This is a genomic window from Aquimarina amphilecti, from assembly GCF_900109375.1.
Taxonomy (GTDB): Bacteria; Bacteroidota; Bacteroidia; order Flavobacteriales; family Flavobacteriaceae; genus Aquimarina; species Aquimarina amphilecti.
The window spans coordinates 149,941-173,427 of record NZ_FOAB01000008.1 but is presented as its reverse complement, the minus strand read 5'-3'; the positions used below and the strand labels follow the sequence as shown (position 1 = coordinate 173,427).

The following is a 23,487-nucleotide window of genomic DNA, read 5'->3' as shown; positions in this document are numbered from 1 at the left end:
ATAACTTACTATTGTTTTAGAATTTTTATATTTTTCTGTACTCCATCTTTTTGCACCTTTAGAATGTATAAGCCTTTTGCTAATTTCTGTGTATCAATTGTTGCCTGCTTTCCATTGATAGAAACTTTGGTTTTCTGAACGGCACCATTTGATCCGATAAGTTGAATGGAACGAGCTGTTTTTTTAGAGATAATACCATCTATAGTTATCTTATCTGTAAAAGGTATAGGGAATACTTTGATTCCATCAAAATCAGTAAGATCTACTAATGGTGGAGTAATATCAGTATTTTGAATTGTAGGCATTATATCGATTTGTTCTGATGTGTTATATCTAACCGTAAATTCTGCTACAGATGCCCATTGTTTATCATCTACTTCAGAAAGAGCTCTGAAATAAAGATAGCGACAATTGAAGGCATCAAACTCTACTGTTTGTTTTAAAGTAGATTTCTGAAAAGCTCCTGCAGATAACTGAATCCAAGCATTACCATCCCAACCGAAAAGTATATAATCTTTTACCATTCCTGTTGTACCTGTTTGTCTTCCTTGATAAGAAAATCCAACTAAGTTCCTCGATACACCAAGGTCAATAGCAATAAAATGAGGATGAGATGTGTTATCATCGTACCAATTAGAGTGCCAATAGGTGTTTGGGTCACCATCTGCTGCTTTTTCTTTTGCATGATTAGCATTTGTGGTTTCTTCGCTGTTAGTGTCATAAACAATACACCCATTACAATCATCTATTACATCTTCATTAATAGTTATTTCAGTAGAATTTGAAAACTCAGAATAACTATCACTATCATAGGCTCTTACGCGGTAAGTATATGTTCCGGTTTGAAGATTTTGATCTTTGTAAGTTTCAATTCCTGTTCTTACAAAATCAATTCTTTCAAATCCACTTCCGTCATTTCTTTGAATAGTAAAACCATTTTCATTGTTGGAATTATCTTTCCAAGTTAAAATAATGTCGTTTTGATCTAACTGAATTTTTAAATCACTAGGAGGAGTTATTTCATTTGGATCCACATCTCCAATAATCGCTTCAACAGTATTAGAAAACCCGGAATAACTATCTGTATCATATGCTCTAACACGATAAGTATATATGCCATTTGTTAAATTCTGATCGGTATAAGTAGTAATATTAGACTCGACAAAATCAATTCTTTCAAATCCATTTCCATCATTTCTTTGAATAGTAAAACCATTTTCATTATTTGAGTTGTCATTCCATTTTAAGGAAACTTCATTTTGTTCAGATTGGGCGGAAAGATCGTTAGGCGGTATAATATCATTGGGATTTGTTCCTTCATTGTATAAATCTGATTCCCATATACCTCTACCATATGTGGATACACGAATTTTTCTTGTAGGATAGTGAATTTCAAGTTCTGTCGTTTGTACTCCAGGTAAATTGGTGGAAAAAGGAACCCAAGAGGAGAGGTTATCATTGATGTAATAAACTCCTGATTGCATTCCTACATAAAGGCCATTAGCATTGGTGTCATCAAAAATCAAACATTGTGCGGATATTTGAGGAAGATTACCTCTAACATTTGTCCAGGAATTCCCAGCATTATTGGATACATATATTCTTGATCCAGTTGCTGCTATTGCGACGCGTTCTGGATTATTAGGGTCGACGGTAATGAAGTTTACATTTCCTCTAAAATTACTTATTTCAGTCCATGAAGGATTATTGTTCTGTCCATTTTTTGTTCTCCAAACTCTTCCCGATTCTGCTATGTATATATAATTGTTGTTTGAAGCTGCGATTGATATTTCATCAAGATTACCTCCAATATTTATGCTTGATGTTATGTTTCTCCAGCTTCCATTAGAACCGCCATTATTACTTCGAAATAGGTTGCTATATCCTACATAGATTTTTTTGTTATCAACAGGATCTATAGTAAAAGGCGTTACCCATTCTCCGCTAAAATTACCTGGCTTACTTATATTTCCAATGCTATTTCCTCCATTAGTGCTTTTGTATAGAGATCCAAACTGAACTGTACCATACACAACATTTTTATTTTTGTGATCAATAAAACATTCCATGCCATCTGCTCCTAACCATTCTTTGAACTGTCTAGTAGATCCATTCATAATGCTTGTTCCATTGTCTTGAGCACCTGCAACAATCATATTAGCATCTGTGAGTGATCCTCCGAAGCGATATAATTGTCTAACTGCCAAACCACCTTGAGTAAGATCGTCCATGTTATTTCCTCTATCCTTACTTCTAAAAATACCTCCATCACTACCAACATATATATTTCCATCAATGTATGTCATAACTTCGATATCGGCATGTACATAGGATCTGTCTCCTGGATTACTCCACGTTGCAAGGGTAGAAAATGTGATTCCTCCATCTAGAGATCGAGAATAATTCATACCTCCTAAATGTACTTCATTCGAATTTGAGTCAGAAACTGCAATTGCCATATCTCTAGAAGCCTGTGTAAAATAAACTTGGTTGGTGCTGCTTGAAGTTGCACGGATGGTAAAACTAGAACCTCCATCTAAGGATCTGTATAGTGTACCAAAACTACTTCTATTCTTTTGAACGAGATATATAGCATTAGGATTGGCTGGTGTAACGGCCATTTTCATACGTTCACTTCTGTTAATTCCATTGGTAATTCTGTTAAAAGAACTCCCTCCGTTATTAGATCTATAAAAGCTGTTTCCACAAGCATATACTATACTAGTATTACCAGGTTTAAATTCAACATCTTCTGCTGAACTATTTAGCACTACGCTAAAGCTAGATCCATTGTTTGTAGATCTATACAATGCTTTTGTTGTTCCAATGAATATACGATTACTATTGGGGTGAATAAGGATTCTTCTAGGAGTACCACTTACACGGTAAATTTCTTTCCAAGAGTTTCCTCCGTTAGTAGATCGCATAATTTGTCCTGCAGAATTTCCTAGATAAACGATATTCGTATTATTAGGATCAATTGCTATAGACCATATAGACATGTTATACATTTGATCACCCAAAGGAATCCATTTTTTTCCAGCATTTACTGATTTCCAGATTCCTCCTCCAGGAGAACCAGCGTACATTAGATTTTGTTGATTAGGTTCTACTGCAATGGCAGTTATCCTTCCAAGACCAGGAGTCCAACTCGAAGTGCGAGTCCATTTAAAGGGACCTAGCTCTTGCCAGCCAATATTTCGTTCGTTATTTTGTTTATGTAACGAGTTATTGTCTGGGATCGATGCTTGGAATTTTTTACGTTCATCTACTACTGTCGCATCACTTATTATACGTCCATTGGCATCTGCGTTTCTTTTTGCCCAGTATAAATTCCGCATATATAGCTTGTATCCACTTCCTTTGCCTTTATCTTTGTTTTTATAATATTTATTACCCAGACGTTCTAGTTTGCTAACTTTCAGATTTTCTTCTTGAAGAATCTCATAAAGCTCTTGAGCAATAAAAGGCGTTGTCACCATATATATGATGAGAAATGTAAAAATACGTTTCATAGGTTTTTGGTTTTAAGATTTTTTAGTGTATTTGGTTTTGTTTAAAGGGTGTACGCATTACAAATAGTAATGTGTTTAAAATCAGTATTATAATATTGATTCTAAACATGTATGTTGGTACAAGGATGTAACTTATTACCTGTATAAGGTTTTGAAGATGTTTTTCTAAAAGGTTATTTGTATTTGTTTAATAATAACTAGTGTTTTTTAAAACATCAAAAGGCAAGTAGTCTTATAATTGATAATAATAGAGGAGTAGAAATCTTTCATTTTGGGAGTGTTTTTTTAGGTGTAATATTGAGTTTATAAAAATTTAAATTGGTTAACCAAAATTATGTATTTTTTATGAGATTAGAATTTAATTGAGTTAATTTATTCTTAATTCAATGTTAGCTAATCTCAATCTTATTTTTTACGATATCGTAGCCCCTATATTAAGGGGTAAGTTTTCTCTCCATGTGAAGTAAAGAATGCGTATATCATATGGTAAGGAGGTAAGAACTTTTATAAAATGTAAAAGGCAGACATTGATGAATTTGTCTACCCTCTTATTGTATCCCAATGTTCGTTTTTTGATAGAATTTTGATTGTTCGTTTTTTGATTATGCGAAAATGCTGATTACAAATTCAACTATAAAAAGGAAATAGTTTAAGATAAAGTCGATTAATAGTTTTGTAAGTGCTATCATGATTAGTGATTTATGTTTCCGTTACTTATTGTTACTTGTTTTGATGAATTTCGATTGACAAATTCTAGAGTAAACCTGTCAATTTCTTGATATCCATCAACTTTTTTAATTAATAATTCGTTGATTCTATTTGCCTCTGTGGTTAAGTCAGAATATTTACAATTTTTTAGTTCATACTCTGCAGTTTCTGTAGAAATTCCTTTTTCCGAACTTGCTAAGCCTTTTACATATAAGAATTGTTTTACCTGATCACATTCACAATTGGATTGTAATACCTTTAGAATAGCATTTGATTTATCTTCTACTTTATTTCCGACATACATAGCATAAACTAAAATCCCAGCTAAAATTCCTATAGAAAATAAAACAAGTTGCTTTTTCATTTGATTTTGATGCAACCACTATTTAATTGATTGCTTGATCAAAGTACCTTTAAAAAAACAGTAATAACAAGAGGAGTAGACCCAATTTAAAGAAAAACGGGTATTGTTTTTTGTCTTAAATAATTGTTTTTTAGTTATTTAAGTTAAAAAAAGAGGTTTAGACCCAAGAAATCGTGATAGGCCCTATTTTTATGAATTTAGGGTGCTTTGTTTATTTTTTTTGGATAAAAGGAAGCGGATTAATTTTTAGAATTTAGTTGCTTCACATAAAAAGAAGGAAGTAATCCTGTATGAATTTTAAAATACTTGGAGAAAGAATCTGCGCTTTTATATCCCACATCTTTAGCAATTGATTTAATAGAATAAGATCTAAATTTAGAATCGTTTTTTAATCTTACAATTGCATAATTTATTCTTAGATCGTTTATATATGTGTTAAAATTCTTATTAAAGTGCGAATTAATAACTTTTGATAGATAAGAAGTATTCGTATTAATTTTCTTGGCGACATTATACAGATTACAGTCTGTTTTAAGATAATATTCCTGAGATTCTATTTTTTTTAGCCCAGTAAGTATTTGCTCATATAAATCATCACTTATATCCAATTCAGTAGATCGAGATTCTAAGGTTTTATCCTTAGTGTCTATAATAGGATCATTTATAGCAAGATCATTAACGGTTATTTCAGAAGTATTCGCGTTTTCTTTCTTTTCGATTTCGACAAGTAATGCTTCAAATTTCTCTTTATTTTTTTTCTTAGTTTTCTGAAAAAATAATATAACTAAGATTAATCCAAGAACTACGATAACTAATCCAATTTGAGAATAGGTAAGTTTATTTTTTTGTTTCTTTTTTTGGTTTTCGAGATTGTCTATTTCATTTTGAAAATCATTCATAGCTATGTCCTGAACTTTCCTGGATGCCAATGATTTCTTACTATTGAGTTTACTAAGACTTAAAATGTGTTTTTCGTAATAGGAATTTGATTTTTTTAAATCTCCATCCATTTTATAAGCTTGTCCAAGCAGCTTATAACATCTACTTATCTCATCGGAGTTACTATATTTTTGAGTTAGAATCTCTTCAGATTCTAATAATACATCAATACTTCCCTTATATTCTTTTAGATCTATTTTACATTCTGCTTGTAGATTAAGAATTTTTCCTAGAAAAATAATATCATTTGCTTTATAGCATAAATCTTTTGCTTGATTTAAGAACTTAAGAGCATTAGTATGGTCCTTCTTGTTTTTGTAGATAATACCTCTATGCATTAACAAATCTATATGTACGTTGTCAATCTTTATTTTTTTGGTGTAGGATAATCCTTTGTTATTAGCATATAGTGCAGAGTCTAATTTATTCAATTGTATATATGCTTCAGAAATTCTAGCGTTAAATAGCATAATTCCTATATTAACTCGCTCTTCACTTCTTTCGTATGGATTAGTTAAAAGTTCTTTTTCGCTGTCTTTTAACTCATTAAGAGCAGCTTTGTAATTACCTGTTCTTAGTTTAATAAAGGCAATATTAGTTTTAATTACGGACATGAAAGAAGGATTGTTAATCTCTTCTGCCATAGAAAGCGCTTCAGAATATGCGGAACTCGATTTGTCATATTCCTCAATATCAAAGTAATGGTTTCCTTTTAGATTGATAATTTGAACTTGTTCCCTAAACATTTTGTTTTGTGCGGCAATAGAAGAAGCATTGTCAAGATACTCGATAGCTAAATTATTGTTTCCAGAATTGAGATTTGCAATACTTAAATGTTCTAGAGCATCAATCATTCCTTTAGGATCCTCATTATCAAAAGCTATTTTATATAAAATATTACTTAATGAAAGGATTTCATCAATTTTACTTTCATCAAGTGCTTCTAATTGAAGACGAATATCTTCTTCATTTTTTGTAATAATAATGTTCTCGACTTGAGAAATTACAGTATTCCATGATAAAAGAATGAATAGGATGAATAGACGATGCAATCTCATAAAGAATGACTAATAACCTTAGGGTGAAGCACCAAAAGTAACCAAAATAGCGTCAAAATAGCTTCAATTGCCCATCTTTATGCGAGTCATGCAAATCACAATTCAAAAATATATTGTTTTTTTTACCAAAGTATTTTTGTCTGGCTATACGAAACATTTGATGAATTTGATCCGCTATTTTACCACTTCCTTTCATTCTTCTGCCAAATTCACTATCGTTTAGGTTACCATTGTGACATTCCATAATTTGATTTAGAATTTTATCTTTTCTATCAGGTAGAGTATGTTCTAGCCATTTAACGAAAATTTGACCAATAGCTCCATTTAGACGTACAATAGTATAACCTATGCTTTTAGCTCCCCTATTGGATACTTCTTTAGAAAGATCAAGAATTTCATGACTATTGACAGAAGGGATGATTGGAGCCATCATAACATTTGTAGGAATGCCTAATTGATTTAATTTTTCTAAGGTTTCTAATCGTTTTTTTATACTTGCGGTTCTAGGCTCTAATATTCTTCTGGTTTGTTCTTGTAGCGAGGTGATGGAAAGAAAAATGGATACAAGATTATCTTCGGCTAGTTTTGAGAGAAGATCTACATCCCTTAGAATTAAAGCATTCTTTGTAATAATGCCAACAGGATGTTTATATTTTAAAAATACTTTGAGAAGTTCTCGTGTAATTTTAAGTTTTTTTTCTGCAGGTTGATAACAATCTGTATTTCCCGAAAGAGCAATAGGATAAGCTTTCCAATGCTTGCTTTTGAGTTTTTTTTCTAATAATTCTGGAGCATTTCTTTTAATTAAAATTTTACTTTCAAAATCTATACCAGCACCATACCCCCAGTATTCATGCGAGTTTCTGGCATAACAATATAGGCAACCGTGTTCACAACCTTGATATGGATTAAGAGAATACAACATACCTACATCTGGACTACTTACCTTATTAATAATGGTTTTAGGAAAGGTTTCAATGAAAGTAGTTTTATAGTTTTGAATTGGTTCATCTTCTTTTTGTAGATAGTTGAGGAAATCATCTCTTAATTCATGGTGATTTGAAGAGAAACGATTATGTACTCTTTCCTGTGCACCTCTACCTGATATAATTTTTTTTGGTTCCAAAAGCTTTGATTTTTACGGTTTAAAAGTAAAACTTTTGTTGGAATATTTCCAACAAAAAATGGAATATTTCCAAATAAAGAAGTTAATTTTGTAGTAGTCAGTTTTAGGTTAAAAAAAATAGTCAGTGATGAAGAATAGAAGTTATGAATATGATGTGGCTTTATCTTTTGCAGGAGAGAATAGGGCGTATGTAGAGAGGGTAGCAAATAGCTTAAAAACCAAAGGAGTTAAAGTATTTTACGATTTGTTTGAAGAGGCTAATTTGTGGGGTAAGAATTTATATGAATACTTATCAGAGATTTATCAAAATAAGGCTAGGTATACAGTACTTTTTGTATCTAGTTTTTATAATAAAAAATTATGGACAAATCACGAGAGAGTTTCGATGCAAGCAAGAGCTTTTCAGGAAAGTAGGGAATATATATTACCTGCCAGATTTGATGATACAGAAATTCCTGGAATTCTTAAAACAATCGGTTATATTAATCTGGAAAATAGAACTCCCGAAGAATTAGCCGTTCTAATTGAGAATAAATTAAAAAAGGATCAAACTTTTTTTAAAAACCGATGGTCGAAACTCTCTACAATGATTAGTCCAAAACCGTTTATTTTTACGATTAAGGTAGTTGATGAAAAATCACAACTTGTTAAACATGCCAAAGTAGTTTTGGTAGCGAATAATTCAACATATCTAGAAGGGTATACCGATGAAAACGGTTTGGCTCATTTCGTTATTAGAACAAGAAAGTTGTATACTGTTCTTATTGCACATTCAGAATATCCGGCAGTGGTTTTTAAGAGCATGAATCCTAAGGAAGATATCGAAGTAACCATCGAAAAAACTAATAATTCAGGTTCAGTTATTATCAATAAATCTGGACAAATTCCTGGAATTTCTGGTAAAATAGAACCAGTATTGAAGTCGGATAAGAATTTATCAGTGTATGCCGATAATATTGCAATCGAAGGGGGGAAAGATCAGCCCTATGATTTTGAATTAAACAAATCAATTGTCCTAGAAGATAATAAAGGTAATATAGTACATTTAACTTTTAGGTTTTATCAAGCAAGAATTGCATTAATCGATTTTTATAGAGGTAGAAGTATGTAAGGATATTGTAGGCCTAAATTGTTGTTTTATGATAAAAATGGAAAAATCACCATTTTCAGGGGATCATCGCTTGTAAAAATGTCTTACTTTTATAAGGTCAACTAAAATCATTCAACATGCGATTATCACGGATTCTGGGTTTATTCTTATTTACAGCTATTATATTTTCTTGTAAAAAGAAAGATGCTAAATCAATAGCGGAAGCAAATGCCTCAGAACTTAATAAGTATCAGGATTACATTTCAGATCTGTCTACTGGCGTAATTTCAGTACTAGACAATGTATATGTGGTATTACAAACACCAGTCGAAGGTTGGGATGATAATCAAGAGCTTTCTGATAAAATACTTTCTGTTTCACCAAAAGTAAAAGGAAAGGTTTTTGCTGTTAATAATCAAACAATAGCTTTTAAACCGGAAGAAGGTTTTAAAGAAGACACTGAGTATACGTTTACACTGAATTTAGAAAACTTGGTTAAGGATCTAAATGAAGATTTAGATGAAGAGTTTGTATTTAGTGTAAAAACATTAAAACAGCAGTTCTCTGTACTTACAGAAAATCTTCAATCATATAGTAAAGATTGGCAATATGTAAATGGAACGATTACTGCGAGTGATCAATTAAGTTTTGAAAAGGCAAAACAATTAGTTACAGCTACTCAAAAAGGCAAAAGTGTTCCTGTTACTTTTGGAGAGTCGTTGGATAAAAGTCGTCAATTTAGTTTTAGAATTGACAGTATACAGCGATTCGATGAGGATTCGGAGGTAGCTATAAAATGGTCTGGAAAGTCATTTGATATTGACACAGAGGGAGAAAATACATTGAACATTCCTGGAAAGAATAATTTTTCTGTAATAAGTGTTTCTGTTTCCAACTTTGAGGGACAATATGTAGAGATTAATTTTTCTGATCCATTGGAAAAGAATCAGAATTTTGATGGTTTAGTTGCCATTGAAGGAGCAAAAGGACTAAAGTACACTGTGATAGGTCAGAACCTGAAAGTGTATCCAAAACAAGAATTAAAAGGAACCCTTGGTGTAACAATCTTTGAAGGAATTAAAAGCATTGATAACTATAAACTTAAGAACACCTATTCTGAGAATATTTCATTTCAACAACCAAAACCAGAGGTTAGATTATTACAAAGTGGAGTTATTTTACCAACTTCAGAAAACCTTAAATTTAATTTTGAAGCAATTAACTTAAGGGCAGTAGAGGTACAAGTAGTAAAAGTATTCGAAAACAATGTACTTCAGTTTCTACAGAATAATAATTTGGAGGGATCCAGTAACCTAAGAAGTGTTGCAAGACCAATTGCTAAAAAATTAATCAATTTACAAGAGAATACATCTTTAAATTTAAGTAAATGGAATGCTTTTGCAATTGATTTGAAAGAATTGATTTCACCTGATCCCGGTGCAATTTATAGAATAGAATTAAAGTATAGAAAAGCATATTCTCTTTACAAATGTGACGGGGCTAGTGCAGATGACACTCCAATTAATGAATTATCAGATAATTATGATACTGAAGAAGAATCTAGTTTTTGGGATAGTTCACAATATTATTATGAGGATTATTATGATTATGATTGGAATGAAAGAGATAATCCGTGTAGTAATTCTTTTTATAGAAATAAGAAAGTCGCTGCTAATGTATTAGCGTCTAATTTAGGAGTAGTTATAAAAAAGGGGTTGAATAATTCTTATATGGTAACAGTTAATGACATCATTACTACCAATCCAGTTCCTAATACAAAAGTTACTTTCTATAATTATCAACAACAAGAAATTGGAGTTGCTACCACAGATGCTCAAGGGATGTCTGGCTTTGATGCAGACAAACCTGTGTTTTTTGCTATTGCTAAATCTGGAAAACAACAGACATATGTGAAGTTAAATGACGGAAACGCATTGTCGGTTAGTAAATTTGATGTTTCTGGAGTGAGATTACAAAAAGGTATCAAAGGATATATTTATGGAGAACGTGGAGTATGGCGTCCCGGAGATACATTATTTCTTTCTTTTATGCTTAATGATAATGCCAATAAATTACCTAAAGGACATCCAGTAAAATTTAAATTGAAAGACCCTTATGGAAAAGTAATATACCAAGAAACTAAAACAGAAGGAAAAGGTAATTTCTATAAGTTCAGAGTAACTACTTCTGATGAAGCACCTACCGGAAACTGGCAAGCTCAAGTAAATGTTGGGGGAGCAAGTTTTTCCAAAGCTCTAAAAATTGAAACGATAAAACCAAATCGCCTTAAGATAAAAACAAGTTTTGATGATGAGGTATTAGGAGCAAATAAAAGTATCAACGGGGATTTAGAAGTGTTATGGTTGCATGGGGCAGTAGCTAAGAATTTACAGACAGATATTAATGTTCGATTTAATAGTAAAAGAACCAGTTTTAAGACATTTCCTGGATATATTTTTGATGATCCTTCAAGAAGGTTTAGTACGGAGGAACAAGAAGTATTTAATGGGAAGGTTTCTGGAGAAGGAAAAGCTAGTTTTTCTATGAAGCCTAAATTAGAAAATAAAGCTGCCGGAATGTTAAGAGCATCTTTTATTACCAAAGTGTATGAAAATGGAGGTGATTTTAGTACAGATGTTATTTCCAAAGACTTTTCACCATATGACACTTATATTGGATTGAACGTTCCAAAAGGAGACAAGGCACGTGGGATGTTGCTTACAGATACACAGCATAATTTTGAAGTAGTTTCGGTTGATAAAGAAGGGAAACCAAAATCAGTAAAAGATCTAGAAGTTTATGTATACAAAGTAAACTGGAGATGGTGGTGGGACACTTCGGAAGATAACCTTTCTTCTTACAATCGTGGATCGTACCAAAGCGAAATATTTAAAACTAAGGTTTCTACAAATAGCAAAGGACAAGCCAATTTTAATTTTGAAATTAAACATCCAGAATGGGGTAGATATCTAGTAAGAGTTGTAGACCCTAATGGAGGACATGCTACCGGAAAAGCAATTTATGTTGATTGGCCTGGTTGGGCAGGTAGATCAAATAAAAATGATCCATCAGCAGCTACAATGCTTATGTTTTCTGCTGATAAAAAAACGTATAATGTTGGAGAAACAGCGACAGTAACATTTCCTTCTAGTGATGGAGGAAGAGCTTTGGTAACTGTAGAAAATGGGACAGAAGTGTTATCTTCTCTTTGGGTAATACCACAAAAAGGAGAAACTAAATTCGAATTACCTATTGAGGATATATATACTCCAAATGTATATATACATATAACATTATTGCAAGCACATAATGCTACGGCTAATGATTTGCCAATTCGATTGTATGGAGTTATTCCGATTTCTGTAGAAAACCCAGCAACCAGAATAGAACCTATAGTAAAGATGCCAGATGTGTTGCGTCCAGAAGAAACTATTGATGTAAAAATTAGTGAGACTAATGGGAAAGCAATGACCTATTCTATAGCAATTGTAGATGAAGGTTTATTAGATCTTACAAGATATAAAACTCCAAATCCATGGAATACATTTTATGCTAGAGAAGCATTGGGTGTAAAAACCTGGGATGTGTATGATGATGTTATCGGAGCGTATGGGGGAAGTATCAATCAAATTTTTAGTATTGGTGGGGATGCAGAAGCTGGAGGAGGAAAGGCTAAAAAAGCCAACCGATTTAAACCAATGGTAGTGTATAAAGGACCTTTTGAATTAAAAAATGGGGAAACAAAGTCTCATAAAATTAAAATTCCAAAGTATATAGGTTCTGTTAGAACTATGATTGTTGCTTCTGATGCTGATAATGCTGCTTACGGAAGTGTAGAGAAAACGACTCCAGTAAGAAAACCATTGATGGTCTTGACTTCTATTCCTAGAAAAATAACTCCTGGTGAAAAGGTTACGATTCCGGTAACCGTTTTTGCTATGGAAAAAAAGGTAAAGAATGTGAATGTAACATTAAAGCCAAATAAAGGATTTACAGTAACAGGAGAGCCTACAAAACAAATTACGTTTGCTCAACCAGATGAAAAAATGGTTTATTTTGATATTGAGGTGATCGAGGGTGCTTCTATTACTGATATTGAAGTTGTTGCTAGTGGTAATGGAGAAAAAGCTTCTTACAGTATTCCAATTGATATTATCAATCCTAATCCTATGACCACTGAGATTACTTCTATAGTGTTAGAACCTAATAGTCAACAAGAAGTAGATTTTGCATCTTTTGGAGTAGATGGGAGCAATAGTACAACGATTGAACTGTCTTCTTTGCCGCCTATGAATTTTGAAGGAAGATTAAAGTATTTAATACGATATCCGCATGGATGTATAGAGCAAACAACTTCTGGTGCGTTTCCACAATTATATTTAAGTGATGTCTTTACATTACCTTCTGATAAAAAGAAGAAAATACAGCGTCATATGGAGGCTGCTATTTACAGGTTAAAAAGCTTTATGCAGTCCAATGGAGGAATGTCTTATTGGCCCGGATATAGTAATTCTAATGATTGGGGGACAACATACGCAGGACATTTTTTATTAGAAGCTAATAAAAAAGGATATGTATTACCTATTGGTTTTAAAAGTAATTGGATTAATTATCAGCAACAGCAGGCTAAAAGATGGAGAAGTGGAGGTAGTGATTTAGCGCAAGCGTATCGATTGTACAGCTTAGCATTAGCAGGAAGTCCTGATTTGTCTTCAATGAATAGATTAAGAGAAACATCTAATTTATCTGATGATGCAAAATTAAGATTAGCTGCTGCCTATGGACTTATTGGTCAAAAGAGCGCAGCAGATAAATTATTAAATAGTGCTAATATCGATTTTCAACCAAGGAAAAATAATTATTACACCTATGGATCTACAAATAGGAATAGAGCAATGGCTCTAGAAACATTAGTGTTGTTAGATCAAAAAGTAAAAGCGCAGAAGGTAGCAGAAGAATTGGCTAAAGAATTGTCTTCAAAGCAATGGATGAGTACACAAACCACAGCGTATGCTTTGATGGCAATGGCTAAGTATGCCACTTATGTTGGAGGAAAAGGAATTGATATAAATTACACGCTTAATGGACAGTCTAATAATGCAAACACGGATAAGACATTACTATCATCTGGAGAGTTGTCTATTATCAAAAATAATAAGCTACTACTTAAGAATAATAAAGACAATACCATTTTTGTACAGTTAGCAACTAGTGGAATCTTACCAGTAGGTCAAGAAAAAATAATACAAAGTAATTTTAAGGCAATTGTAGATTATAAGAATCGAGATGGAAAGATTATTAATGTAACTCAATTACAACAAGGAACTGATTTTGTAGCAGAAGTAACTATAACAAATACCTCCGGGAGTAAAGTAAAGGATATTGCGCTTACCGAGATTTTTCCTTCTGGTTGGGAAGTTGTGAATACACGTTTTACGGATTTTGGTTCATTTAGAAGCAATAAAGTTACACATACTGATATTCGTGATGATCGTGTTAACTTCTATTTTGACCTAAAGCCAAGAGAAAGTAAAACTGTAACTTTATTATTAAACGCTTCTTATTTGGGAAAATATTATTTGCCCGGAATTCAGTGTGAAGCAATGTATGATAATGATTATCTAGTGCGTACTAGAGGAAAGTGGATAGAAGTGATAAAGTAGGTATAAAGAAGTTTTAGAGAGATTATTTCTATAAAAAATAACTTATGCGCAAGCCTTTTTGGCTTGCGCAAAACAGCCTGAATAGTTTTACTTTCTATTTCTTTGATAATACGCCACTATACTAGCTTTGGCAAGTGTATTATTCCATAAATAATAGCCAACTACAGCTGGATTAGTATTCTCGTTTAATCCGAGACTATCTGTTTTTAATGCATATACAGTAATGATGTACTGGTGTAAACCATGTCCTTCAGGAGGACATGGCCCTCCATATCCATTCGTGCCATAATCAGTAATGCTTTGGATGGTTCCATCAGGTGTTAGCTTTGATTCAGTATTTCCAGCATTAGAAACTAATTCGTTTATGTTTGAAGGTATGTCAAACACTACCCAATGCCACCATCCACTACCGGTAGGAGCATCTGGATCATACATAGTTATCGCAAAACTTTTAGTTTCTTTTGGAGCATTTTTCCATGATAATTGTGGAGATTGATTTTTTCCTGTACAACCAAAACCATTAAATTCTTCTTTAATAGTCGCTTCACCACCCAAATTTGTGCTTGATAAGGTAAACGTATTTTGACCAAAAATGGAACTTGTGAAAGCTATAATAATTGCTAAAGTAAAATTCGATGTCTTCATAATATTTGTCTTTTAATTTCAAAAACAAATTTATGATCTGAAGATGACACTAGGTATTTGGTTTAGTTCAAAAAGTATTGATAAAAGTTCAACTTGATTGGTATTGTTTTGGAGTTACACCAAATTTTGTTTTAAACGCTTGAATAAAATTTGACAGGCTTTCATAGCCTACTTCTTCAAATATATCGGAAGGTCGTTTTGATTTGTTTTTTAATAAAAATGCCGAATGCTCTAGTCTTTTGTCTAAAAACCATTTGCTGGGAGAACTATGGAATTGTTTTTCAAACTCTCTCTTAAAAGTTGATATACTCATATTAGATAAGAATGAAAGCTCTTTTAATGTTAATTTTGTTAATCGATTACTCTCTATGGTTTGTATAAATTTTTGAGTTTGATTGTCATTGTTATTAATTAAAGAATACAGAAAATCTACTCCTTTTTGTTCAATAAGATATAGCATTATTTCTTCAAACTTGGTTTTCAATATTTTAGTTTGAATGGTTTTAGAGAGTTTAGAAATATCTAAAAGACTATTTACAAATCGTTTTATAAACACATCATAATGAAACGAATAAGTTGAGTAAAACTTTTTTGTTTTTGAAGATTGAAGTTCAAATTTTCGTATGAAATTTAATACATCTTCTTCAGAAAAAAAGAATAGAATACTTCTATAAAATTTTGAATCATTAGAAAGTTTCTCCGTCATCAAACAGTGTCCTGATTTCATCAATAAGAATTGAGTGTTGTCAATTGCATAGGAGGAATTGTTGGAAAATACTTCTTTGCTACCTTCCTGGAGAAAACTAAAGGTGTTTTTGTTTAGTAGGACTTGTTGTTTGTCTATTTCTGTATTACTTTCATAATCAAATACTGCAATGGATACAGAAGGAGTTAAATTTAATTCATCAGGTAGCGTAATTGTATTCATTAAGTTTTAACTAGTTTTTATCAGTTTCGAATCCATAAATGGTAGTTTGCATACCTGCAATTTTCCATGACCCATTTATTTTTTCCATAAGTCTTGTTTCACGTTTGAGCCCTCGTATAGAGTCTTTTAGTTCGTACGTTACCCAAGCACCTTTGCCATAAAGACGTAGATCAATTTCTTTTAATAACTTTGGTATAGGTTCAGGTTCAGGATGTTCCTCAATAAACGTTTTAACAAATAAGCTTATTTTATCCCAACCAACTGATTCTGAAAATGTACTATCAGCAAAGTTGATGTAGGTCTTTGTAATATTTGGATCATGTAACCATTTTTCTTTCCAACCTTCATAATCTCTTTCAAAAGCAGCTTTGGTTTCACTGTTGAGAGCTTCTAAAATAGCTTTTTTTTCCTCTTCTATATTAACAGTTTGTTCTGAGGTTTGGGTAGGAGTAGGAGTTTCAATTTTTTTACAACTTATAATTATTAATAGAAGTGTGAGCGCGAATATTGATAATGTTTTATTACTCATCTTTTGCCTGCTTAATTTGTTTCAAAATTTCATAAAAGCTCCTACGAACCAAATCTTTTATGGACGTTTTACTCTCTGCCATTATTAATAACACAAATAATTTTAGAGCTATTTATTCTAGATTTTAAGGTAATTTAAATTTTACATCTAACAAAATGATACATAGAAGATCTGTTTTTATTCACTTACTATACAAACAAATATTTATTAGGGATAATTATTGACCTCTGCATTGTCGACGATTAAATTTCGATAGATAACATCCTTGAGGTCGTCTTTATTTAATGGTTTATTTACTAAATCATTCATACCTGCTTTTATACACTCTTTTTCTACTTCACTAAGTTCAGAAGCCGTTAAGGCGATAATTGGGGTAGATGTGTCAAATTCTCTAATCTTTAGGGTTGCTTGCATACCGTCCAGAACTGGCATATTGATATCCATAAGAACGATATCAAAAGTTTCTTTTTGTAACATTTCTAAGGCCTCTTGACCATTTTCTGCAATGATACTTTCGCAATGAATATTTTTTAAAAGGTTTTTAGTAACTATCTGATTGATCTTGTTATCTTCTGCGATTAATATTTTTGCTGGAAACGGATAAGGGGAGTCTATAATATTTTCCTTGTGATCTTCTGAAAAAGAAGCTTCCTGTATACCTACCTTAATGGTAAAAAAGAAATTAGAACCAATATCTTTTGCGCTATGACAATGAATATCACTATCCATAAGTTTTAATATTTTTTTTACGATATGTAACCCTAAACCTGTTCCGTGTTTGTTTTCATATAAACTGCCTAATTGCGCAAATTCATCAAAAATATAAGCAATTTGATCTTCTGGGATTCCTATACCGGTATCCTGTATCTCAAACCTTATAGTTACGTTTCCTTCTTCTTTATCTATAAGCTTTGTCCTTAACCAAATAGTTCCATTCTCCGTAAATTTAATGGCATTGCCTAGTAAATTAATTAATACTTCAGAAACTCTGACCGCATCAATATTTATAATTTCTGGAAGATTATGATCATACTCTAATCTAAGTTCGTTATTCTTTTGTGAAGCCTGATATGCTAGAGTTTGTATAATACTTTTTAGATGAGAAAGTAGGTTGATTTTAGAGTGTATTAAATTTACTTTTTCTGAATCTATTTTGCTTACATCTAGGACCTTATTAACTAAGTTAAGTAAGTAATCTGCGGAGAAATTCAAAGAATTTAATAATTCAATATCTTTTTCTGACCTTTCTTTGTTTTCTAATAACATAGATGATATCCCAGCTACACCGTATAATGGGGTTCTTAGTTCATGACTAATAGTAGAAATGAATTGAGATTTTATTTTACTTAGTGTTTCGGCTTGGTTTTTTGCTTCAGATAGTTCAATGTTTTTTAATTTTAGAATATCGCTCGTTTTCTTTTTTGCGTGATATTCTCTAAAATAAAAGAATAATACGCCAAATACCAATACAAGTCCTACAATAGTTATGTATATGATTGTTTTGTTATTTTTATCAATACTGACTAAAAGATCCTTTTCCCGCTGACTAACTTTTAGCTGACGTTTATATTCTTCGACTTCATGAATACTAGATTGGATGTTATCAAGAAATTCTATTTCTTGTTGTTGTAATTGTGAGCTATCAGATACTTTGTTTAAAGGGGTTAAATCATTAGAGCTTTTAAATTCTTGTCTGGATTGTGCGTACAATATGCAGGGGAGTGCAATAATTGCATACAATAATGTAATTTTTTTCAAGGGGAGTTGAGTTTTTGTATTGAGTAATTTGTGTGGGTATTTTTATCTTATATAAAGGGGTTTATATTAAAACAGTTAACTATGTTAAACCCCTAACTTTTTTACTGTAAAAATATCAATTTAGAAGTTTTGACAAAGTTATTGCTAATATTTAGGAAGAAAGTGTTTTTCAGGGGAAATTTTCGCCTAAAAAACACTTTATTTATAATGTTTAATAATACAATTCCTTAAATCTTCTTTGTTTAGTGGCTTATTGATAAGATCATTCATTCCAGCTTTCTTACATTCATCCGAAACTTCACTAAGTTCAGAAGCAGTCAAAGCAATAATAGGAGTAGTAGTGTCAAACACCCTAATTTCTAATGTAGCTTGTACACCATCCATTACTGGCATATTAATGTCCATTAGGATTAAATCAAAAGATTCTTTTCTTAAAGTTTGTACTGCATCTATTCCATTTTCTACCATGGTGCAGGTACAACCAATATTCTTTAGAAGGTTTTTAGTAACTAATTGGTTGATTTTATTGTCCTCTGCGACAAGAATTTTTGCGGAGATATTAGTTGCATTTTCTTTATTTTCTGTATCACTGCTTAGGTCATTTAAGCTCTCTGCAACGTCCAATTCTAAATCAAAATAGAATATAGATCCGATATCTTTTTTACTTTCAAAATGAATTTGACTTCCCATTACCTGAACTAGATTTTTAACAATGGATAGTCCTAAACCAGTTCCTTGTTTATTATCATAAACACTACCTACTTGAGAAAACTCTTCGAATATAAATTCTTTTTGACTTTCAGGTATACCGGTGCCAGTATCTTCTATTTCGAATCTAATCAGAGCAGTTTTGGTATTTGTTGATAATAGTTTAATCCGAAGCCAAATTTTTCCTTTTTCGGTGAACTTAATAGCATTTCCGATTAAGTTGATTAAAACTTCAGATATCCGCAAAGCATCTACATAAAGCAATTTAGGGATGCTGTGATTATGATCTAAAATCAAGACGTTATTTTTTTTATGTGATTGATATTCAAAAGATTGAATTATATTTTGAGATAAGGAAAATAGATCTGTTGGCGTTTTAATCAGTTCCTTTTCTTCTGAATCAATTTTACTAACCTTTAGAACTTTATTTACTAAATCAAGTAAATAATCAGCGGAGAATTTAAGTGAATTAAGTAGTTTTTTGTCTTTCTGTGATTTGGCATCATTTTCCAGTAAAATAGAAGAAATACCTACTACTCCATATAGAGGAGTTCTCAGTTCATGGCTAATTGTGGAGATGAATTGAGATTTGATTTTACTTAATTGCTCTGCTTGAGATTTAGCTTCAGAGAGTTCGGCATTTTTAACTTCTAGGATCTCGGATATTTTTTTCTTTGATTGATATCCTCTATAGTAAAAAAATACCACTCCCGCTAATAATAGAAGTGCCATAGAAGAAATCGAAATGATCATTTTGTTGTTTTTATCTATATCTAATAATAAAGCCTTTTCTCTTTTTGCTATAGCCAGTTTTTGTTCATATTGATCTACTTTAAATCTAATTTTGGTGGTCTTATCTGTTTTGGCTCTTGCATTTTCAAAAACTTTACGATCATTTTCATTTAACATTTTTAGATCATTAATTGCTTTTGTGTAATCACCTATATTTTCATACATCTCGGATCTATATTGATAGAAATAACTTTTTCCTTTTGGCCAGTAAGTTTCATCTTTTAGATAGTCGAAAGACTTCTCGAAGTTCTTCTCAGCTTTTTCAATATTGTTATTATGGGCATAATTTCTGGCTCTTAGGAGGTAAAGAGAGCTTCTATCTATTTGCACACTATCTGGGATTGTTCTATCAATACTATCCGCTTCTCTAAGATATGTTGATGCCTCATCGAATCTGTCAAGATCCATATATGTCCAAATTAGATTATGTAGAGGTATTTGATATTGTTGTATATGAGGATTTTCTTTTCCGAGTTCTACAGCTCTTTTGTAGTATTTTAAAGCATTTTCATAATCATTATTGTCATCATAATATATGTTTCCTAAGCTATGGAGTATATATGGTAAAAGAATTTTGTCTTTTGTTTTTTCCGTATATTCTAAAGATTTTAGAAAGTTTTTCGTAGCATTTTCATAGTCAATAATTTCATACTGAACGGTCCCCATCAATAAATATCCGTGTGATAGATAGTGATAATTTTCTAAATTTTGGGCGTAGTTAACTGCTTTAAAAGCATATTCTAATGAGGAATACATGTCATTAGCAACTCTTAGTTTTTCTGAAGTTCTCAATAAAACTTCTAAGGTGTCAATTTTTTCAAATGATTTTTTTTCTTGTGAGAAAGAAGCAAGGGAAAAAAATAAAATGAATATGTATACGGTATTTCTTTTCAACGTAAAACAACTTTTATTAAAAATGATTAAACTCTATGCAGTGATAACTTCATTGCATTGTATAATTTCATTTTCATATTCTAAGCCCTAGTATTTCTGATGAATCTGTGAATACAACAATAACTAATTGTTTTTAAGAGTGATATAATTTAGTAAAAATATAGGGTTTATTCATTATGATCTAAAAGAAAACTAAGCCTTCAATACTGATTGTTTTTGATAAAATGGGGAAATTTACGCTTGTTTTTAAGGAATTTTTTAATGCAATTATTAATAAAGTTTCTATTGTAATTTATTTAAACAATGTTTTATCGGATATCTAAGGACATTTACATAAATTTCAGAGTTGTTATTAATTTACATTAATCAGAAAGAAAAGTGTTTAACAGACTGCAAAATTATATAAAGAAGCATCCGAAGAAATTTGTTCTTGCTGGAATATTGCTGGTTTGGTATTATTTTTCTTTGCCAAAACCTTTATTTGATGATCCAACAGCAACCGTTTTAGAAACTAGAACAGGAGAATTGTTAGGCGCTAAAATTGCCAAGGACGGACAATGGAGATTTCCAGAAACTGATAGTGTACCAAAAAAGTTTGAATATTGTATTCTAGCCTTTGAGGATCAACAATTCTATAAACACTTTGGTTTTAATCCGGTTTCGATGATCGAAGCGGTGAGTGAAAATATAAAGGCTGGTAAAATAGTTCGAGGTGGAAGTACTATTACTCAACAAGTCATACGATTGGCTCGAAAAGGAAAAAAAAGAACATATTTTGAAAAGCTGATAGAATTGATTTTAGCGACTAGACTAGAATTGAGTGCTGCAAAAAAAGAAATTTTAAAATTATACGCTTCTAATGCTCCGTTTGGAGGTAATGTAGTGGGAATAGACATGGCTTCTTGGAGGTATTTTGGATTGCCTTCTCATCAGTTATCCTGGTCCGAAAGCGCAACCTTAGCAGTTTTACCCAATGCCCCTTCATTAATTTATCCGGGAAAAAATCAAATACGACTGTTACATAAAAGAAATAGATTACTTAAAACATTATTAGAACAGAAGACAATTGATTCTCTAACTTATCAATTGTCTATAAGTGAATCTTTGCCGCAAAAACCATATCGCCTTCCACAGGAAACTCCTCATTTGTTGGATCGAGTTGCTCATAATAATACTGGGCAAAGGGTACAAACTACTATAAATAACTCGTTGCAGAAAAGAGTGAATCAATTAGTAGCACAACATTATACGTTATTACGTCAAAATGAAGTGCATAATGTATCGGTTTTGGTATTAGATGTTAATACAAGAGAAGTAATGAGTTATGTTGGCAATTCACCAACAGATAAGGAACATCAAAAGGATGTAGATGTTATTAGAGCGGCAAGAAGTACAGGAAGTACATTAAAACCTTTGTTGTATGCAGCAATGATGGATAAAGGAGAATTGTTGCCAGAACAATTAGTATCGGATGTACCTACAGTAATCGCGGGATATGCTCCCATGAATTATGATGAAACTTTTAGTGGTGCTGTTTCTGCTAGTAAAGCCTTGGCAAGATCCTTAAATATACCCGCTGTACGACTTTTGCAACAATATGGATTACAACGTTTCAGGGATGAGTTAAATGCCTTTAAAATTAAAGATCTAAAGTATAGCGCTGATCATTATGGTTTGTCACTAATTGTTGGTGGGGCAGAAGGAAATCTTTGGGATTTATGCAAAACGTATGCAGGTTTTGCTGGTACACTCAATCATTATGAAAATTCTTCAAGTGAATATTTTACAAATGAGTTTACGGAACCGATTATTTTCGCAAATGAAAAAGTTGATTTTGGTAAAAAAGTACAACAAAAACCGGTATTCGGAGCCGGAAGTATTTGGTTGACTTTTGAATCTATGAAAAAGGTTAATCGTCCACAAGGAGATGAAGCTTGGGAATTTTATGATTCATCAAGAGAAATCGCTTGGAAAACAGGAACTAGTTATGGAAATAGGGATGCTTGGGCTATAGGAGCGAGTAAGAATTATGTAGTTGGAGTATGGATTGGTAATGCAGATGGAGAAGGAAGACCTGAACTTACAGGGTTAAACTCTGCAGCACCTTTGTTGTTTGATGTAGTGAATTTGTTGCCTAACTCTAATTGGTTTCCAATACCTTATGATGATTTAGTTCTGGCTAAAGTCTGTTCTAAAAGTGGTTTTTTGGCTTCTAAAGAATGTCCTACTAAAGAATCGTATATTCCTCTGAATGGAACTAAAACAAAGCCTTGTCCTTATCATCAATTGATTCATTTAGATCCTAATCAGGAATACAGAGTAAATTCTTCTTGCGAATCGGTAGATAGAATAATACATCAACCGTGGTTTGTATTACCACCTTTACAAGCATATTATTTTAAAAATAAACATTCGGATTATAGATCTTTGCCGCCTTTTAGATCTGATTGTAGAACGGAATTATTAGGAAGTATGGCTTTTATTTTTCCTAAAGGGAATAGTAGCGTTTATTTGCCCAAAGGTTTTGATGGGAAGACGAACGAAGTGGTTCTGAAAATTGCGCATACGGAATCAGAGATAAGAGTGTTTTGGTATATTGACGATCGTTTTATAGGTGTTACCAAACAGTTTCATGAGATGCCTGTACAACCAAGCCCTGGAGAACATATTATAACCGTTTTGGATGAGAAGGGCAATGAATTAAAAAAGAAAATAGAAATTAAAGAATAAGTCTATATCCTAATTTTTAGATTAGAATATAGACTTTGAT

At 31.9% G+C, this 23,487-nt stretch carries 12 protein-coding genes; 3 read left to right on the top strand and 9 right to left on the bottom strand.

The genetic code is table 11. The features are described 5' to 3' along the window. Nucleotides 1-8: 8 nt before the first annotated feature. The 4 genes from BMY33_RS20020 to BMY33_RS20005 all read right to left on the bottom strand — a co-directional run bounded on the left by BMY33_RS20020 (nucleotide 9) and on the right by BMY33_RS20005 (nucleotide 7,710). Complete coding sequence (locus BMY33_RS20020) at nucleotides 9-3,515, bottom strand: discoidin domain-containing protein (protein ID WP_091411846.1); 3,507 nt, start codon at nucleotides 3,513-3,515, stop codon at nucleotides 9-11. A 691-nt stretch (nucleotides 3,516-4,206) separates the two neighbouring features. Next, nucleotides 4,207-4,587 carry a hypothetical protein gene (locus BMY33_RS20015; protein ID WP_091411844.1) on the bottom strand — a complete coding sequence of 127 codons (381 nt, stop codon included), beginning with the start codon at nucleotides 4,585-4,587 and terminating at the stop codon, nucleotides 4,207-4,209. A 239-nt stretch (nucleotides 4,588-4,826) separates the two neighbouring features. Continuing rightward, nucleotides 4,827-6,584 (bottom strand): helix-turn-helix domain-containing protein, encoded by a 1,758-nt coding sequence (locus BMY33_RS20010; RefSeq protein ID WP_091411842.1) that lies wholly within the window; start codon nucleotides 6,582-6,584, stop codon nucleotides 4,827-4,829. Nucleotides 6,585-6,636: 52 nt separating this feature from the next. Further along, nucleotides 6,637-7,710, bottom strand: coding sequence for a PA0069 family radical SAM protein (locus tag BMY33_RS20005; RefSeq protein ID WP_091411840.1), 1,074 nt, complete (start codon nucleotides 7,708-7,710; stop codon nucleotides 6,637-6,639). Nucleotides 7,711-7,837: 127 nt separating this feature from the next. Here BMY33_RS20005 and BMY33_RS20000 point away from each other — a divergent pair, with 127 nt between their 5' ends. Together BMY33_RS20000 and BMY33_RS19995 are read left to right on the top strand one after the other, a co-directional pair. Then, nucleotides 7,838-8,821, top strand: a complete 984-nt coding sequence (locus BMY33_RS20000) for a TIR domain-containing protein (RefSeq protein ID WP_091411838.1) — start codon at nucleotides 7,838-7,840, stop codon at nucleotides 8,819-8,821. A 116-nt stretch (nucleotides 8,822-8,937) separates the two neighbouring features. Then, nucleotides 8,938-14,463, top strand: coding sequence for an alpha-2-macroglobulin family protein (locus tag BMY33_RS19995; RefSeq protein ID WP_091411837.1), 5,526 nt, complete (start codon nucleotides 8,938-8,940; stop codon nucleotides 14,461-14,463). Nucleotides 14,464-14,550: 87 nt separating this feature from the next. Here BMY33_RS19995 and BMY33_RS19990 read toward each other — a convergent pair whose 3' ends face one another. The 5 genes from BMY33_RS19990 to BMY33_RS19970 form a co-directional block, all read right to left on the bottom strand. Further along, entirely contained in the window at nucleotides 14,551-15,108 is a 558-nt protein-coding gene (locus tag BMY33_RS19990; protein WP_091411835.1) for a YbhB/YbcL family Raf kinase inhibitor-like protein, read from the bottom strand. An 88-nt stretch (nucleotides 15,109-15,196) separates the two neighbouring features. Further along, nucleotides 15,197-16,036: a helix-turn-helix domain-containing protein gene (locus tag BMY33_RS19985; protein ID WP_091411834.1), complete on the bottom strand. Its 840-nt coding sequence runs from the start codon at nucleotides 16,034-16,036 to the stop codon at nucleotides 15,197-15,199. A 10-nt stretch (nucleotides 16,037-16,046) separates the two neighbouring features. Beyond that, nucleotides 16,047-16,565 carry a hypothetical protein gene (locus tag BMY33_RS19980; RefSeq protein WP_091411833.1) on the bottom strand — a complete coding sequence of 173 codons (519 nt, stop codon included), beginning with the start codon at nucleotides 16,563-16,565 and terminating at the stop codon, nucleotides 16,047-16,049. A 207-nt stretch (nucleotides 16,566-16,772) separates the two neighbouring features. Next, entirely contained in the window at nucleotides 16,773-18,323 is a 1,551-nt protein-coding gene (locus BMY33_RS19975; protein WP_091411831.1) for a response regulator, read from the bottom strand. A gap of 198 nt (nucleotides 18,324-18,521) precedes the next feature. Next, nucleotides 18,522-20,717, bottom strand: a complete 2,196-nt coding sequence (locus tag BMY33_RS19970) for a tetratricopeptide repeat-containing hybrid sensor histidine kinase/response regulator (RefSeq protein ID WP_091411829.1) — start codon at nucleotides 20,715-20,717, stop codon at nucleotides 18,522-18,524. Between the two features lie 378 nt (nucleotides 20,718-21,095). Between BMY33_RS19970 and pbpC the strand changes: the two genes are divergently transcribed. Continuing rightward, the gene (gene pbpC, locus BMY33_RS19965) at nucleotides 21,096-23,447 is read left to right on the top strand and encodes a penicillin-binding protein 1C (protein ID WP_091411828.1); all 2,352 of its coding nucleotides are present in this window, start codon (nucleotides 21,096-21,098) and stop codon (nucleotides 23,445-23,447) included. Nucleotides 23,448-23,487 lie beyond the last annotated feature (40 nt).